The organism is Subtercola boreus, assembly GCF_006716115.1.
Taxonomy (GTDB): Bacteria; Actinomycetota; Actinomycetes; order Actinomycetales; family Microbacteriaceae; genus Subtercola; species Subtercola boreus.
This window is the reverse complement of record NZ_VFOO01000001.1, coordinates 3265344-3281540: the sequence shown is the minus strand read 5'-3', so window position 1 is coordinate 3281540 and position 16197 is coordinate 3265344. Positions and strand designations below refer to the sequence as shown.

Annotated in this window: 17 protein-coding genes; 12 read left to right on the top strand and 5 right to left on the bottom strand. The window is 67.2% G+C overall.

Features of this window, described 5'->3' with window-relative positions:
* The first annotated feature begins 330 nt into the window (after nucleotides 1-330).
* Both FB464_RS15345 and FB464_RS15340 read left to right on the top strand, forming a co-directional pair.
* Nucleotides 331-675 carry a hypothetical protein gene (locus FB464_RS15345; RefSeq protein ID WP_116416267.1) on the top strand — a complete coding sequence of 115 codons (345 nt, stop codon included), beginning with the start codon at nucleotides 331-333 and terminating at the stop codon, nucleotides 673-675.
* A 137-nt stretch (nucleotides 676-812) separates the two neighbouring features.
* Nucleotides 813-1640, top strand: a complete 828-nt coding sequence (locus tag FB464_RS15340) for a GIY-YIG nuclease family protein (RefSeq protein WP_116416268.1) — start codon at nucleotides 813-815, stop codon at nucleotides 1638-1640.
* Between the two features lie 26 nt (nucleotides 1641-1666).
* On the opposite strand, the gene FB464_RS15335 is transcribed toward FB464_RS15340, so the two are convergent.
* Together FB464_RS15335 and FB464_RS15330 are read right to left on the bottom strand one after the other, a co-directional pair.
* The gene (locus FB464_RS15335; RefSeq protein WP_116416269.1) at nucleotides 1667-2104 is read right to left on the bottom strand and encodes an HTH domain-containing protein; all 438 of its coding nucleotides are present in this window, start codon (nucleotides 2102-2104) and stop codon (nucleotides 1667-1669) included.
* Nucleotides 2105-2142: 38 nt separating this feature from the next.
* Complete coding sequence (locus FB464_RS15330; protein WP_116416270.1) at nucleotides 2143-2631, bottom strand: hypothetical protein; 489 nt, start codon at nucleotides 2629-2631, stop codon at nucleotides 2143-2145.
* Between the two features lie 462 nt (nucleotides 2632-3093).
* On the opposite strand from FB464_RS15330, the gene FB464_RS15325 reads away from it, so the two are divergent.
* On the top strand, nucleotides 3094-3651 hold the full coding sequence (locus FB464_RS15325) for a DUF4143 domain-containing protein (RefSeq protein WP_116416271.1): 558 nt from the start codon (nucleotides 3094-3096) through the stop codon (nucleotides 3649-3651).
* Nucleotides 3652-3723: 72 nt separating this feature from the next.
* Here the strand turns inward: FB464_RS15325 and FB464_RS15320 are convergent, their stop codons facing one another.
* A complete protein-coding gene (locus tag FB464_RS15320) occupies nucleotides 3724-4911 on the bottom strand; it encodes an MFS transporter (protein WP_116416272.1) in 1188 nt (395 codons plus the stop codon).
* A 225-nt stretch (nucleotides 4912-5136) separates the two neighbouring features.
* On the opposite strand from FB464_RS15320, the gene FB464_RS15315 reads away from it, so the two are divergent.
* Genes FB464_RS15315 through FB464_RS15285 form a run of 7 tightly spaced genes read left to right on the top strand, consistent with a single transcriptional unit; the run spans nucleotide 5137 to nucleotide 11953 of the window.
* Nucleotides 5137-6078 (top strand): transporter substrate-binding domain-containing protein, encoded by a 942-nt coding sequence (locus FB464_RS15315; protein ID WP_116416273.1) that lies wholly within the window; start codon nucleotides 5137-5139, stop codon nucleotides 6076-6078.
* A gap of 2 nt (nucleotides 6079-6080) precedes the next feature.
* Nucleotides 6081-6941, top strand: coding sequence for an amino acid ABC transporter permease (locus FB464_RS15310; RefSeq protein ID WP_170152015.1), 861 nt, complete (start codon nucleotides 6081-6083; stop codon nucleotides 6939-6941).
* Between the two features lie 32 nt (nucleotides 6942-6973).
* Nucleotides 6974-7753, top strand: a complete 780-nt coding sequence (locus FB464_RS15305) for an amino acid ABC transporter ATP-binding protein (protein WP_116416778.1) — start codon at nucleotides 6974-6976, stop codon at nucleotides 7751-7753.
* Entirely contained in the window at nucleotides 7750-9096 is a 1347-nt protein-coding gene (locus FB464_RS15300) for an aminotransferase family protein (protein ID WP_116416275.1), read from the top strand. The genes FB464_RS15305 and FB464_RS15300 overlap by 4 nt, the downstream gene beginning before the upstream one ends.
* Nucleotides 9093-10067: a phosphotriesterase family protein gene (locus FB464_RS15295; protein ID WP_116416276.1), complete on the top strand. Its 975-nt coding sequence runs from the start codon at nucleotides 9093-9095 to the stop codon at nucleotides 10065-10067. Before FB464_RS15300 ends, FB464_RS15295 begins: the two co-directional genes overlap by 4 nt.
* A gap of 3 nt (nucleotides 10068-10070) precedes the next feature.
* A complete protein-coding gene (locus FB464_RS15290; RefSeq protein WP_116416277.1) occupies nucleotides 10071-10820 on the top strand; it encodes a TetR/AcrR family transcriptional regulator in 750 nt (249 codons plus the stop codon).
* A 32-nt stretch (nucleotides 10821-10852) separates the two neighbouring features.
* Entirely contained in the window at nucleotides 10853-11953 is a 1101-nt protein-coding gene (locus FB464_RS15285; protein WP_116416779.1) for a DNA alkylation repair protein, read from the top strand.
* 34 nt (nucleotides 11954-11987) lie between these two features.
* On the opposite strand, the gene FB464_RS15280 is transcribed toward FB464_RS15285, so the two are convergent.
* Nucleotides 11988-12671, bottom strand: coding sequence for a DinB family protein (locus tag FB464_RS15280; RefSeq protein ID WP_116416278.1), 684 nt, complete (start codon nucleotides 12669-12671; stop codon nucleotides 11988-11990).
* Between the two features lie 230 nt (nucleotides 12672-12901).
* Between FB464_RS15280 and FB464_RS15275 the strand changes: the two genes are divergently transcribed.
* Both FB464_RS15275 and FB464_RS15270 read left to right on the top strand, forming a co-directional pair.
* Nucleotides 12902-13681, top strand: a complete 780-nt coding sequence (locus FB464_RS15275; RefSeq protein ID WP_246093091.1) for an HAD-IIB family hydrolase — start codon at nucleotides 12902-12904, stop codon at nucleotides 13679-13681.
* A gap of 7 nt (nucleotides 13682-13688) precedes the next feature.
* Nucleotides 13689-14132, top strand: coding sequence for a TraR/DksA family transcriptional regulator (locus FB464_RS15270; protein ID WP_246093090.1), 444 nt, complete (start codon nucleotides 13689-13691; stop codon nucleotides 14130-14132).
* A 145-nt stretch (nucleotides 14133-14277) separates the two neighbouring features.
* Here the strand turns inward: FB464_RS15270 and FB464_RS15265 are convergent, their stop codons facing one another.
* On the bottom strand, nucleotides 14278-16194 hold the full coding sequence (locus FB464_RS15265) for a hypothetical protein (RefSeq protein ID WP_116416280.1): 1917 nt from the start codon (nucleotides 16192-16194) through the stop codon (nucleotides 14278-14280).
* Between the last annotated feature and the right edge of the window lie 3 nt (nucleotides 16195-16197).

Here is a 16197-nt window from a genome sequence, read left to right as displayed (position 1 = left end):
GGCAGCGCCCTACGAGGCCGAAGTTCAGGGCGGTGCCCCATTAGCGAGTGCGCCGGTTGCGGATATACAGCGGGCGCGGGGTACCGCGATGGCGGGCTGATCGCGAAGCCGTACGGGCCTGCGCGGTCGATGACTCGCAGAGTCGCCGACGGCGCAGCTGTTGGGGCAGTCGAACGAATCGTTGACGTCTGAGTTGTACACGCTTCCCGTTCGGGTGCAGAGCGGCGGGTCGTGGGTTCCGCTTGATCTGGAGCTGCCCTCTGGTGCGGAGGGGATGTGGGCTCCCGTGGCCGCCGCGTCGCCGTTGGAGTTCTCTGCGACGCATCGGATGTGCTGTCCGGGACGCAGGTCGGGCCGGGGGAGTGGCCGACCGAGACCTGGCCGCTCGGGGTGTTGCCGGTTCCGGGCGTGGATGGCGCGGAGTCGATGTATTTCCGGATTGCTGCCGGGGGTGGATCTGCGGGTCGCGCGACGGGGTCGCGGATGTCCGAGGTGTTCATCGTCAAGACGGCGGAGGCTGCGGCGAACCCGAGCGCTCGCGAGTCTGATGGTGAGCCTGGGTGGGGCGAGATCGCCCTGGGAGCGCGTGGGAACTTCGGGGTGGCGGTGGTCGGGCATCCGGTGCCGGATACTGCGACAGCGGCCGGCGCGAGCGATCTGGGCAGACGTAAATGAGCGAGGTGCTACTGCCGCACCCGCGGCGCTTGTAGCTGACTCTGAGGTTCCAATGCGGGCAGAGCGCTGGCGGGAGCTTGCTTGGCTGGGCGTCAGTTGGCAGCCGGCTTCGCGCTGCTCGGCGTTAACCTTTCACCATGGATCTGATCTCGCTCGCGACCTTGCTGCCGTCGGACTTCGATCCGAAGGAGTACAAGCTTCACTGCGCCGTTTTCAACGGCGAAGCATTTCCTATCGACGTGCTCGGCAGTGACCCCGATACTTGGCAACGTTGGAACTCATGGCGCAACGTCAATGACGACTTCAACCGGAAGTTTATTTTCTCGCTCGCGCAGGATCAAAGCGATCCGACGCTGTGGCTGTTTGGGGGGATCTGGGAAGTTTTAGGCCGCCGTCCTGAACCGCGGCAACACTCGTACGACGTCGTTCTTCGAGAGGATCTGATGGGTCCGTTCATCAAGAGGCTCTACGTTCGGTTGGCACTCGCCGGTCGCAACCGCCGTCGGAACATGGAGGCGTGCCTGAACGACATGTCTGTGGCAATGATTGCCGAGCAACCGTTCGACGGTGACCCGTTTCCGGGACATGACCGTATCAATCACTCACTTGCCGAGATTCAGGCGATTGTGAAGCAGGGGCGACCCGACTGGCGTGTTGCGTTGGAGCATATGAAGGGCGTCTACGTCATTCATGATCAGGTAACGGGCGAGCCTTACGTCGGCTCGGCGTATGGAGACACTGGAATCTGGCAACGCTGGTCCCAGTACGCCCTCACGCTTCACGGGGATAACGTCGGACTGAAAGCTCACCTTGCGGCGAAGGGCGAGGACTATTTTCGTTTGACGATGCGATTCGCTCTGCTTGAGTTTTGGTCGATGCGGACCGATGACCAGCACGTGATCGATCGCGAGGGTTATTGGAAAGAAGTCCTACGCTCCAGATCGCTGGGGCACAACAGGAACTAGGGCATCGCGGTCAACGCCCGATCAGCTCATCGAGTTCGTGCTAGCCCCACGGCATTTATGACATAGGAACTTCTAAGAGCAAGCGCGTATTTCTTTTCGATCGGTACCGATGCGGGATCGTGCAGACCGCTCTCCAGATCCTCGATTTCGAGGCCTGTCAGTCGCGCGATGTTCGGTACCGTGAGGCCGCACTCGAGGGTGAGTGACTCGAGGATCGCAGTGAGACGTTCGTCGTCGTCGATTTGGAACCCCGCGGTCAGCTGCGCAACCAGGATGGACAGCCTCATACTCTCGTCAGTCGAGAGCACCTCCATCTTCTCCGGATCAGCGACCACCATCCCCGATTGTGCCTGGTTCAGGAACGACCTCAGCTTTTCGGTGGTGATGCCCGTGATGCTCCGCACCGCGTCTTCTGTGATGCCGCCATCGCCAATGAGAATTCTTAGCTCGTCTGCGGGATTCATGCTGGGTCTCCGATGTCTGAAGTTGCGATCTGGATTTCTCAAAAGTCGTTGTAGGTGTACGACGTATTGTTCGGTGCGGTGTGAGCAACGGAAATGCCTGCAAAAAACGCCTCTCCCGCGATCGTGCCGGAATACGTATGGTTGCGCAGACTACTGGTCGGGACATCTCCCGAGAAGATCAGTTCGGTGACCGAGCCACCACTCAAACCGCTGGTGAGATCCATGATGCTGAAGGCACCAATGAAGTTCGTGACAGGAACGGACATTTCGATGTCGTAGTGGTAGACCCCGCCCGCAGCCGTGACTGTGATTGTGCCGTAGTCACACGGATAGACGACGCCGGCGTCTGGATCGATGGGCACCATGGGGTAGACGACAGACTGACCCTCAGCCAGCGTGGTGCTTTCGCCGCCTACGCTCAGTTCGTAAGAGATGCCACTTTCGGATGTCGGCGCTGATTCTACGTTCGCCGAAGCCGGCGCCATTCCGATCGTGAGCATCGTTCCTGTCGCGAGGGCGACGGCCATCGTTCGGATCCCGAATTTTTTGGTACTGCCGTGGAGGAAATTCCTGCTTCTAAACACTTCGTGCTCCAATGCTCGATATGTTCTCAGGCCCAGATTCCCCCGCTGACCTTGGTTTCGGTCTACGCCCACTTCGCCAACTCGTCAAACCAAGCAAACCTCAAGTATTTCGTCGGACGCCTCTCGATCATTGAAATTGCGGGCTTCAGGCGAGTTGCTGGGATTTCGCTGTACGCGCCGCCCAGGGGCACCGCTGCTGGCGCCGAGCGCGCGAAACGGCGATCGAGCCCACCGCGACGGAAGAGGCCGAGGCAAACCCGGCGATTGCAGGCTCGGCTCGCAAGCCATCCAGCTGATCCGGAACACCGACACCGATTACAGAGAGACGCGCAGCCTTCCCTACCCTCGGCCACAGTGGCGACAGTCTGCGAAACGGTAGAGTTTGGCCCTGCGAAACGGTAGCGTTTGGCCCCGCCGGCGAGAGGAACTGCGCAGGATTACCGCGAGGTTCTCAAGCGGTTGTGGCTGCTCGACGAGGTGCCAGGGTGGGTGCCCAGCCGAAATCACTTCAACCGGCTCGGCCAGAGCCCCAAACACCAACTCGCCGATCCGGCGCTCGCCGCACGGTTGTTGGGCGTATCAGCGCAGTCGCTAATCACACGATCCGATATCGGCCCGGCGGAGCTGCGAGACGGGCCGATGCTCGGGGGTCTCTTCGAGTCGCTGGTGACGCTTTCTGTTCGCGTCTACGCGCAGAGCGCTGGAGCTGCCGTCAGCCACGTGCGAACTCACAATGGTGACCACGAAATCGATCTGATCGTCGAACGTGCCGACGGAAAGGTCGTTGCCTTCGAGGTGAAGTTGGCCAGCGCGGTCACAGACAAAGACGTGCAGCACCTCCGCTGGCTACGAATCCAGCTCGGCACCGACCTTCCCGACGCCGCAGTCATCACCACGGGAAAGGTCGCGTACTGGCGGGCAGACGGTATCGCCGTCATCCCGCTCGCGCTCTTAGGCGTCTAGCGATGGTGTGAGGGCGGCCTGCAGGAAGGGCCCCAAAACCGTGCTGGGATTTTCTTATACGTTGATACTTCTTCACATATGTGCACGATGAGGGTGTGTTCTGGTCCCGTTGCGTTGCTGCGGAGGAGCAGCGGGAGCGCGTAGCCCCAGGCAGACGGCCACCACCACCACCGCACACGCGAACCCGACGATCGCGGGCAGCAGGCCGGTCACCGCGCTGAGCGCGCCGACCGCCAGCGTGGGCACGCCCGTTGCGAGGTAGGCCACGGCGAAGAAGATCGATAGCGCGCGGGCGCGATCCGGTGGTGCTGCGGCCGCCGCGGCGATGCGCATGCCGCCGAGGAACGCGCATCCGAGGCCCACACCCGAGAGCACACTCCCGATGGCGACGACCGGGAGGGACGCTAGCGCGAGGCCGAGAGTGAGGGTGACGGCAGCCAGCGGCACGGCCACCAGTCCCGCCGTACCGAGCGGCAGCCGTGTCGCGCCGAGGGTGAGTTGGGTCACCGCGCTGGCGCCCATCATGACGGTGACCAGGAGGGTTGCGGTGAAAGTCGAGGTGTTGGGGAGGGTGACCCCGAGCGCAGTGGGCAGGAGCCCGAGCGACAGACCCGCCGTCGCCCAGCCGAGGCCGGCGATCGCTGCGCCCCACCAGACGGCGGTCGGGAGGGCGGCGCGTCTCGTCGAACGGTCGGCGGTGGGCCGGCGCTCGCGGGGGAGGGTGTGCGTGAGGGCGAGCACAACGGCGGATGACGCGACGACGATCCAGAACGCAGCTCCGGGCGAGCCCGGCACGGCGCGCGCGAGCAGCCCTCCGACGAGCGGGCCGAGGGCGCCGCCGGCGAGGATCGACACGGTACTGACGGTGGCGCCCCGGCGGGGGGAGGCGTCGACGAGGGTGGCGGAGAGAGCGCCGGAGAGAAGGCCGACCGCGACACCCTGCAGCACCCGCGCGACGAACAGAGCGGTGAGGGAGTCGGCGGAAGCGAAGACGAGTGCTGCGACCAGGGCCACGGCGAGTCCGGCGCGCACCACCGGGCGCCTCCCGAAGCGGTCGGAGAGGCTGCCGAAACCGAGCAGGGTGGGCACGAGGGCGAGAAAGTAGGCCGCGTAGATCGCGGTCAGCGTGAAGACCCCGAAGTCGAGTTGCTGCGCGAAAACTGCATAGAGGGGTGTGGGCATGTTCGACCCGAGAAGCAGCACGAACGTGGCGGCGGCTGCGACGGTGATTCGTCGCGCGCGGTGATCGAGGTGGGACATCCGGCTCCTTGTACAGCGTTCAATGTTGCGAGCATAGGTACGCCATGTTTCGGAGCGGTAAACATCACGAGGATTTTCTTGTACGGCGTTCAATGTTTACATGCCCGTCACATGGCGACACTTGCCGGAAACAACAGCGGACTTATGGTTGCAGCACTCGATCTCTAGAACATTGTTCAAGAGCGCTCACCGCCTGCGGCCACGGCCCTGAACCGAAAGCGATCCATGACAGCCACCGTCTTCACCAGAATCACGGCGACCATCGCCACCGCCAGTGCCATCGCCCTCCTCGCTTCCGGTTGCTCCTCGACCTCTGCGGGCACAGAGGCTGCAGCGGCCGACACGACCGGGACGACCGTCGCCCACTCGGTCGACGAGAGCCTTCGTGCGCTCCTGCCGAAGGAGGTGCTCGACGCGGGTGTCGTCAACGTCGGTGCTCCGTACGTGCTCCCGCCCTCGGTGGGGATCGGTGACGGCGCCGAGCCTGTCGGCATCTCGCCCGATCTCGCCGCCGCGTTCGGTGACATCCTCGGAGTCGACTTCGTCTGGCGCGACGTGAAGGAGCCGATCCCGGCGATCCAGTCCGGCGCGATCGACATCTCCATCGGGTTCCTCTCCGACACGCCTGCCCGCCAGCAGGTGCTGACGATGATCGACCAGATGCAGAACCAGTCGGCCATCCTCGTGCCGAAGGAGAACGCCGACAAGGTCACCGACATCGCCTCCATGTGCGGGATGACGCTCGCCGTCGTCTCCGGCAGCCAGCAGGAGATCCGCGCGAAGACAATCAGCGACGCCGAGTGCGCGGCCAAGCCGATCACGATCAACCCCTTCACCTCTGCCGCGGACGCCACCACTGCGGTGCAGTCCGGCCGGGCATCCGGATTCGTCGCACCGGCGCTGATCCTCGCCAACACGGTGAAGACGAGCGGCGATGGCAGCACCTTCGCGCTCACCGACGCCCGGTACCCCGACAACCCCTTCGCCATGGGTGTCGCCCTCGACCGCAAGGACTTCGCCGCGGCGATCCTCGGTGCGCTGAAGATCCTCGTCGCCGACGGCACGTACCACGAGATCATGGAGAAGCACGGTGCAGCAGACATCGAGCTCACCGAAGACCAGGTCGTCATCAACGGCGGCGGCACCTCCGCCTTCCCGATCGACTGATCGTGACAACCACCCAGACGCGCCCGCCCGCCACCCGGCCGGTCTACCGGGTCGTTCCCCGACGCTCCGTCTTCCCGTGGATCCTCGCGGCGGTCCTGCTCGTGATCGTCGTCGGAGTGATCGGCGCCCTGGCCACGAACCCGGCCCTGAACTGGGCGACCACCCTGCAGTACCTCTTCAGCGAGCGCATCCTCCGCGGCGTCTGGATCACGATCCAGCTCTCGGTGCTCGCCATGCTGTTCGGTTCCGCCCTCGGCGTGGTCGTCGGCCTGCTGCGCATGTCGAAGAACCGGATGCTCCGCACGATCGCCAGCGTCTACATCATGATCTTCCGGTCGGTACCCGCCCTGCTGCAGCTGCTGCTCTGGGGCAACATCGGCCTCGTGGTGCGCAACATCAGCATGGGCATCCCGTTCACCGATGTGCAGTTCTTCTCGGTCACCACCAACTCGCTCATCGCACCCTTCACGGCAGCGGTCATCGGGCTGGCGCTCCTCGAAGCGGCGTTCGTGGCCGAGATCGTGCGCGGTGGCGTCGCTTCGATCGACCGCGGCCAGTTCGAGGCGTCGAGCGCCCTCGGCATGCCCCCCGGCTACACCATGCGACGAATCGTGTTGCCGCAGGCGATGCGGGTCATCGTGCCGCCGCTCGGCAACCAGTTCATCAACCTCATCAAGGGCACGAGCCTCGTCTCCGTCATCGCGGGCGGCGACGTGCTCACCGAGGCGCTGAACATCTCGGCCAGCAACTACCGGGTCATCGAGATGCTCGCCGTCGCCACCTTCTGGTACCTGATCCTGGTCGCCGTGGCGTCCATCGGTCAGTCCTTCCTCGAACGACGACTGGCGAAAGGCGCCCACTGATGTCGACCGGACTCACAACCAGGGAGCAACTGATGAACGACCGAACGGAGACTCCGATCGTCGATGCCCGGGCCGTGCACAAGGCCTACGGCTCCAACCAGGTACTGAAGGGCGTCGACCTGACGGTGCAGCAGGGCGAGGTGGTCTGCCTCATCGGTCCGAGCGGATCCGGCAAGACCACCCTTCTCCGAACCCTCAACCACCTCGAAACCGTGGACGACGGGATCATCCTCATCGACGGCGACCTGGTCGGCTACCGGCAGGACGGCGAGAAGCTCTACGAACTGCCGGAACGCGAAGTGGCCGTGCGCCGCCGGCGCATCGGCATGGTCTTCCAGCACTTCAACCTCTTCCCACACCTGACGGTGCTGCAGAACATCGTCGAGGCGCCCATCGGCGTGGGCGGGCAGTCGCGCAAGGAGGCCACCGCGAACGCCGAGCGCCTCCTCGAGCGGGTGGGCCTCGGCGAGAAGGGCTCGGCGTATCCCGCACAGCTGTCGGGCGGCCAGAAGCAGCGCGTCGCCATCGCCCGCGCCCTGGCGATGAACCCCCGCATCATGCTCTTCGACGAGCCGACCAGTGCACTCGACCCCGAGCTCGTCGGAGAAGTGCTGTCGGTCATGCGCGACCTCGCGCGCGACGGGATGACCATGGTCGTCGTCACGCACGAGATGAACTTCGCCCGCCAGGTGGCCAACCGTGTCGTCTTCATGGCCGACGGCCACGTCGTCGAGCAGGGCCCGCCCGAGCAGGTCATCCTCAATCCCCAACACTCCAGAACCCGAGAATTCCTCCAGGCGGTCACATCATGAAATCATCTCTCATCCAGAACAACCTCTCGGCTGACCTCCCCGCGATCGAGAGCGCCCAGGGGGTCTGGCTCACCGACACCCGTGGCAAGCGGTACCTCGACGCCTGCTCCGGCGCTGTGGTGACGACGATCGGCCACGGCAACCCGGCCGTCATCGCGGCGATGGCAGAGCAGGCGCAACACGTCACCTTCACCCACCGCGGCGCCTTCACGAGCGTGCAGACGGAACAGCTCGCCGACCGTCTCGCCGCGCTGACCGGGTACGCCGGGGTCTGGTTCGTGAGCTCCGGATCGGAGGCCGTCGAGGCCGCCCTCCAGTTCGCCCTGCAGTACTTCCGCGAGATCGGGCAGCCCGAACGGCAGTGGTTCCTCTCGTCGTCGCAGAGCTACCACGGGAACACCCTCGGCGGACTCTCCCTCTCCGGCCACGCCCGGCGGAGTGTCGCGGGCGAGCTGGCGCACGCGTTCCACACGCTGCCCACCCCGTACACCTACCGGGACAGCGCCGGCCTCAGCGAGAGCGACTACGCGGATGCCCTGCTCGTGCTTGCGCGTGAACAGTTCGTCGAGCACGCCCATCACCTGGCGGGCATCGTGATCGAGCCCGTCGGTGGGGCCACTCTCTCGGCGACCGTTCCCCCCGCGCACTACCTTGTGGGACTGAAGAGCCTCTGCGAGGAGTTCGGTGTGCTGTTCATCGCCGACGAGGTGATGACGGGCCTCGGTCGCGCCGGGCGGATGCTCGCCTCCGACCACTGGGGCATCAAGCCCGACCTCGTCGCCACCGGTAAGGGCCTCGGCGCGGGGTACACGCCCATCGCGGCGACCCTGGTCTCCGAGCGTGTGATCTCGGCGATCGAGCAGGGCTCCGGCCGCATCCAGGGCGGCCACACCTACGCGGGGAATCCGCTGTCGATCGCGATCGCGTCAGCAGTGATCGAGGTGCTCGTCTCCGAAGACCTCGTCGCCCGCGGTGCCCGAATGGCCGTCTACCTGCGCGAGCAGCTCGAGAACCTGGCCGCGTCGCATCCGGTCATCGGCGACGTGCGGGGGGTCGGGATGCTGCTCGCCCTCGAATTCGTGCAGAACCGTGAGACGAGAGAGGTGACGCTCCCGCAGGGCCAGCTCGGCAGGCGTGTGGCTGCGGCCGCCCTCCGGCACGGCGTGATCATCTACGTCGCCACCGGCGGGTTCAACGAGGCCGCCGCCGTCTCGCCGCCACTCACCATCAGCACTGAGGAGATCGACTACCTGGTGGCGGGGCTCGATCTCGCCCTGTCGGAGGTCGAGTCCCAGCTGCTCGACGAGGGCGCTCTCGCGCTCGTCGCGGGGGTCGGCGCATGAGCACGGTCGAGACCGCTCTCGGTGCCGTCGACACCGCAGACCTCGGCCCCACCCTGTCGCACGAGCACCTCTTCATCAACCTCATGCTCGAGCGCAGGGGCGACGGGCTCGTGCACGAAGAGCAGCTGGTCGTCGACGAACTGCAGGTCTTCGCCGACCAGGGCGGTGGCACGATCTTCGATCTGACGACGGCGGAGCTGACGCCCGGCTCCACGACGGCGTCGAAACCGACCTTCACCGCCACGGCCGCCGGCGAGACGAGGGATCCCGAGAACGTGGCGGCGATCCAGCGCGTCTCCCGCGCCACCGGGGTGAACGTGGTGCTCGGCGCCGGGCGCTACCGCGACCCGTTCATGAGCCGTGACCTCATCGACCGGCTCGGAGTCGACGGAATCGCTGAGGAGATCATCCGCGACCTCACCGAAGGCATCCCCGGCACCGGGGTGAAGGCGGGCATCATCGGCGAGATCGGGGCCGACAAGTGGTTCGTCTCTGCGACGGAGGAGCGGTCGTTCCGCGGGGCGGCGAGGGCCAGTGTCGCAACCGGGGTGCCGGTCTACACCCACGCCGCGCGCTGGCATGTGGGCCTCGACCAGGTCGCTCTGCTCCGGCACGAAGGCGTGGACCCGGCGAAGATCGTCGTCGGCCACGTCGACACGGTGCCGACTCCCGGGTTCGCCGTCGAGCTGGCCTCCACCGGGGTCTACATCGGCCTCGACACCATCAATTCGAAGAACCCCGCGGCCGTCGCGCCCCGGGTCGCCCAGGTTCTCGAGCTCGTGCGGGCCGGGTACCTCGAGCGCATCCTGCTCTCGCACGACGTGTGCGTCGTCTCGCACCTGCGCGCGTACGGCGGCAACGGTTTCGGCTTCGTGCTCGAGGGGTTCCGGCACGCCCTGCTCGAAGCAGGGATCTCGGCCGAGGAGTTCGACACCATGATCCGGGCGAACCCGGCCAGGCTGTTAGGTTGAGGCATGCCTGATTCGCCGCCCGCGCTGGAGGGCCCGAAGAAGAAGAACTCCCGGGGCCCCCTCTCGCGCGACGAGGTCGTCGACGGCGCCCTCGCCATCATCGACGCCCAGGGGTTCGACTCGCTGACCATGCGGTCGCTCGGCACGCGGCTGAACGCCTATCCGGCGTCGCTGTACTGGCATGCGGGCAACCGTGCCCAGCTGTTGGCGCTCGTCTGCCAGCGGGTGCTCGAGACCGTCGATTTGCCCGACGTCACCATTCCGTGGCAGGACTGGGTCACGCAGATGGCGCGTGCCACGCGGCGGAGTCTCTCCCACCACCCGAACCTCGCCGCCTACATCACGTCACAGCTGCAGGTGAGCATCGTGAGCCTCACCCTCGCCGAGCGCACCCTGACCGTGCTGAAGAACGGCGGTTTCGAAGGGGAGCAGCTGCTGATGGTCTACAACACCATCATGGGGACCGTCTTCGGCTGGATCGCAGCGGAGTACGCCATCGACCCCGACGAGACCGATTTCGAGTGGCGTGAGCGCTTCGAGCAGCAGCTCCGACTGGGCGGCGACGACCTGCCGACCCTGGGTGAACTGCTGCCCCTCGTCGCAAATCGTGCCTTCATGCTCCGCTGGAGCTCGGCAAAGGTCATGCCGATGCAGGGCAGTTTCGAGTTCATGCTGCAGACCCTCATCAGGGGCCTCGAAGCCGCCACGCCGGAGCGGCCCGGCTCTCCTGAAGCGTCTTCCGAACGCGGGTGACGGTGTCGGCGGCAGCCGACACAATGGGGGGCATGCCCTTCGCCGATGAACTCCTGGGGCCGGGCGTCGCCACGCGTCTGGCCGATGTGCTCGCGGGCGTGCGCCCCGGGCATCCATTCGACGCCGTGCGGGAAGCCGCCGGAGCGTTCGCCCCGCTCGGCCTCCGACAGCGCACCGACCTGGTCGCGACCGCGCTGCGACACGAGCTACCGGGCGGGTTCGACGAGCTCGAGGCGGTGTTCCGCGACGCGATGGGCGATCCGCGCTTCACGGGCTGGATGATCTGGCCCGTCACCGAGGCGGTGACCGCCCGCGCGCTCGAACAGGGTGGCGACGCGAGCTTCGACTCCGCGATGGCACTGCTGGCCGACCTGACCGGGCGGCTCACGAGCGAGTTCGCGATCCGCGGGCTGCTGCAGGCGAACCTGGCGCGGGCTCTGCCGATCATCCAGAGCTGGACGCGGAGCGACGACGAGCACGTGCGGCGGCTCGCGAGCGAGGGCACGCGGGCGTTCCTGCCGTGGGCGATCCGGGTGCCCGCGCTCAGCGCCGCCCCCGAGAGCACTCTGCCGGTCATCACGGCGCTCTACCGCGACGAGAGCGAGTACGTGCGGCGGTCGGTCGCGAACCACCTGAACGACCTGAGCCGGCAGCATCCCGATCTGGCGGCGCGCGTGGCGAGCGAATGGATGCTCGCCGCCGACGGGAACACGCAGCGGGTCGTGAAGCACGGCCTCCGCTCCCTCGTGAAGAAGGGTCACCCGGCCACGTTGGCGCTGTTCGGGTTCGACCCGCAGCACGGGGTGGAGGTCGAGGGGCCGGTGCTGGCCGCGGACTCTGTCGCCGTCGGCGGCGAGCTGCCGTTCAGCGTGATCCTCACCAACGAGACCGGCGAGGAGCAGCGGCTCGTCGTCGACTATGTGGTGCACCACTTCAAAGCGAACGGCGGGCAGACCACGAAAGTGTTCAAGCTCGCCACCGTGACGCTGGCCGCCGGTCAGTCGGTGACCTACGAGCGGCGGCACTCCTTCAAGCTGATCACGACGCGCCGCTACCACCCGGGCACCCATGCGATCGAGGTGCAGGTGAACGGCGTCGCGTCGGGCCGTGCGGAGTTCGAGCTCACCGTCTGACCCCACCCGGGAGGAGCGGAGCGAACGCGACGCGCTATTCGGCTCGGATCGGCTGAGCTCCTCCCGAATGCACGGCGGCCTCCTCGATGCGGGCGCGGTAGGCCGCCCACGAGGCGGCGCTGCGGGCGGGCACGTTGGGGTCGGCCGGCCCGTTGCCGAGCTGTCCGTCGATCGACTCGCGCACGATGTCCGCGTGGCCGGCGTGCCGGGCGGTCTCGGCGATCATGTGCACGAGGATCTGGTGGAGCGTGACCGCACGCCGCTCCGGCTGCCACCACGGCACCTCGCCGGGAGCGTCGAGGGCGAGACCGGCGATGGTGGCATCGGCATGGGCCGCCGAGAAGTGGTGGAAGTCGAGGATCTCGGCGCGGGACTGGGTGGCGGGCACCCAGAGGTCGGCATCCTCGAAGGCATCGGCCTCGGCATCGGCATCGGCGGCGACCGCGCCGGCGGCGACCGGGGAGGCGGCGGCCGCGACCGCGCCAGCGGCATCCAGGGCCGTGATCTGCTCCGCCACGGGATGCGTCGCCGGCCGCCCGAAGACCTCGCCGAAGTAGCCGAGCTGCACGCTCGCCACGTGCTTCACGAGGCCGAGCAGGTTGGTTCCGGTGGGCGTGAGCGGGCGGCGGGCATCGTATTCGCTGAGCCCGTCGAGCTTGCCGAGCAGGTCGGCCCGGCGGATGCGGAGGTAGCTGTGGAGTGTCTCTTTCTCGTCCATGCACCCCACTCTGCCGCACCCGTCCCGCACCCGCACCCCACCCGCACCCGCCTCGAAAGGACGCCAACTGCTCCACAGATCGCCCGAAGCCGCAGATAGCGTCCTCTCGATCGATCCAAACGGAATCCGGGCCTCCCGCGAGGGCTCGGAGGAGGATGCAGCGGGGAACCCGTACCATTGAGCGGCGCACCCGTACGGCAACGCGCCCCCACAACGTGAAGGAAACACCCGTGACGACAACCCCCCGGCTGGTGGCATTCGACCTCGACGACACTCTCGCCCCCTCGAAATCGCCGCTCGATCCGGCGATGGCTTCGCTGCTCATCGAGCTGCTCGACGTCACCGAGGTGTGCATCATCTCGGGCGGCCAGATCTCGCAGTTCCAGATGCAGGTCATCGACAACCTGACCACCGCCAGCGATGCGCAGCTCGAACACCTGCACCTGATGCCGACGTGCGGCACGCAGTACTACCTGCACCAGAACGGCGCGTGGAACCAGATCTACGCCCAGAACCTGACCGACGACGAGAAGGCTCGCGCCCTCGAGGTCGTCGAGCGCATCGCGAAGAAGCTCGGCTACTGGGAGACCGAGACCTGGGGCCCGATCCTCGAGGACCGGGGTTCGCAGATCACGTTCTCGGCCCTCGGCCAGGCCGCGCCTGTTGCCGTGAAGACGGCCTGGGACCCGACGGGTGAGAAGAAGAACAGCCTCCGCGAGGCGGCACAGGCCGAGCTCCCCGACCTCGAAGTGCGGGCCGGTGGATCGACGAGCGTCGACATCACCCGCCAGGGCATCGACAAGGCCTACGGAATGACGAAACTCGCCGACCTGACGGGCATCCCCCTCGACGACATGCTCTTCGTGGGCGACCGTCTCGACGAGAACGGCAACGACTACCCGGTGAAGGTGCTGGGCGTCGAGTGCGTGGCGGTCGAGGGCTGGCACGACACGGCCGCCTATCTCGAGAAGCTCATCCCCGAGCTGCGGGCGGCGAAGTCCGCCGAGTGACGGGCCGGTGGGTGACGAGCCGGTGAGCGACGAGCCGGTGAGCGGGCAGGGCGAGGGGGCCGCGGTGCCGCCCGCGATGCCTGACGCGATACCGCTGACGGATGCCCAGCTCGCCCACCTCGAAGCCGCCCTCCGGCGGCAGCGCGAAAGCCTCGACGCTGAGCTCCGGCGCATGACGGGGTCGCTCGCCGACGTGCGGGAGGCCCGGAGCGACGCCTCGGCCGACGACGAGCACGACCCCGAGGGCCCGACGCTCTCGTCGGAGTGGTCGCGGATCGCGGGCGTGACGGACGGACTCGCGCGGTCCTCTGCCGAGGTCGACGCCGCGCTCGAACGTCTCGCGGCCGGTACCTACGGGGCATGCATCCGGTGCGGTCAGCCGATCGGTTTCGAGCGTCTGGATGCCCTCCCCTCGGCCGCGCTCTGCATCACCTGCGCGCGGTTGGTCTGACTCCCCCGCGTACCATGGCCCCGCCCCGCCCCGCGCCGCAACGGTGCGGCCGCCCGCCCAGCGTCCCGCCCGCCCGGCCGCCCTCCCGTCCGCCCGCCCGCCCGGCCGCCCTCCCGTCCGGCCGCCCGCCTGGCCGTCAGGGCGACTATCGGCCTGCGGAGAGGCTGTAGGTCGCGCCCAGCACCGTGAGCTGGCCGGTTCCGTTCCAGATCGTGCGCAGCTGCAGAGTGGCCGGCACGATGTTCGCCAGCTCGACGGTCTGGCTCACCGTCACCTCGGCCCCTGCGGTGCCGGTCAGCGCCCGCTCGGGGGGAGCCGTGGCGTGGGCCGGATCAGGCTGCCAACTGCCGACGACGACCGACGTCGGGGCCGAGCTCGAGTAGGTGAGCGAGAGCGTGTAGCTGCCCTGCCGCAGCAGGGTGATCGGGCCCTCGGTGACCGGTCCAGCCGTCTGGCCGGTGGCCGCCGAGGCCGAGACTCCCTCGGGCACGGGGGTGCCCTGGAGCACAATGAGCTCGGAGGCCGCGTAGTGCCGAGGAGGTGTGGGGGTGACTGCGGTGAGGCCCGCAACGATCAGAGCGCCAGCGAGCACCGTGACAGTGAGACCGGCGAGGACCGGCATTCCGACTGTACGGCGCGGAAAGCCCCCGACACCCACCGCGAACCCGAAGACGAGCAGCACCAGCACGACGGCCGCCCAGGCGTAGTTCGGCCAGAAGGTCGACGCCCACGCCTCGTCGTAGAGGGCCGGCAGGGCGTTCTGCAGCGGAAAGAAGAACACGCTGTAGTTCAGCAGCCAGGGCAGGGGGTCCTGCCGGTAGAGGAGTCGCCCTCCGTATTCGAGGAACGTCGGTGAGAAGGTCAGCACAGCCCAGAACGCCGCAGAGAGGCCGACGCCGACGGTGCAGACGATCATCCACAGCACCCGGCGGCGTTCGGCGAGCCGGCCGAGGGCGAAGAGGGTGGCGATGCCGAACACCAGCGCTCCCGCGTACTGGAACCGTCCGTTCAGCGAATACCCTCCGTACTCGTTCGCGAGAAGAGCGTTCGGCACGATGAGGGCGAGGAACACCAGAGCCCACACGAACGCGAAGCCCCGCCGCCAGGCGAACAGCAGCCCGATTCCGACGAGCCCGGCGAACGCGATCGGGTTCTGGAAGAGCAGGCCCTGGTTCTGGTCGATCAGCAGCCCGACGAACGACATCAGCGCGGCGGGCCCCACATCGAAGGCCCCCGGCTCGTAGGGGCCGGTCAGGTTCGAGAACGCGTACAGGTTGAGGGCGAAGACAGTGCCGAGCAGCACGCCGACCGGCACCACGATGACGGCTGCACGGCCCCAGCGGCGAGCGCGGGTCGGCGCGTCACGCTGCGCTATCGCCACGGCGAGCGCGGCGGCGAGGATCACCGCGGGCAGCGCGAACTTGATCTGCAACAGCGGCAGGTACCCCACTGCGACCCCCATCACCACCTCCCGCCAGACCGGCCGGCTGTGACGCACCGTCAGCAGCCAGTACAGGCCGACCAGGCAGAGAACGCCGGCCGTGATGTCGGGAAAGATCTGGTTCGCACCCGGCAGCAGGGGCATCCCGAGCCCGGCGGCCCCGACCGAGACCGCACGGACCGTCGTCGAGGGGATGAAGACGCCGCTGATCTTCCACATCAGCACCAGCGCGAGGCCTCCCACCAGAACCAGGAAGACCTTGACGCCGAGCACCCCCTGGAGTGCGTAGGGCACAGCGATGAGAAGGGGGAGCCCGAAATTGTGGATGTTGAAGAGACCGTGCGGGCCGAGGTACGCGTGGGTGTTGGCGGGCGACGGCGGTTCGGCGATCGTCCCCCCGAAGAAGAGCCCCTGCTCGAAGGCCTCACGGTACGGAACGGTCTGCTCGAGGGTGTGGTCGACGATGATGCCCCGGGCGATCACCAGGTAGTGCGGTTCGTCGCCGGTGAGGGTGAAGCCGGCGTTCTGCCAGCTGTACAGGGTGCTGAATGCGGCCACCATGTAGAGGAGCAGGATGCCCGCGGGAATCATCGCGGCGCGAAACCGAGGCAGCCAGATCACATC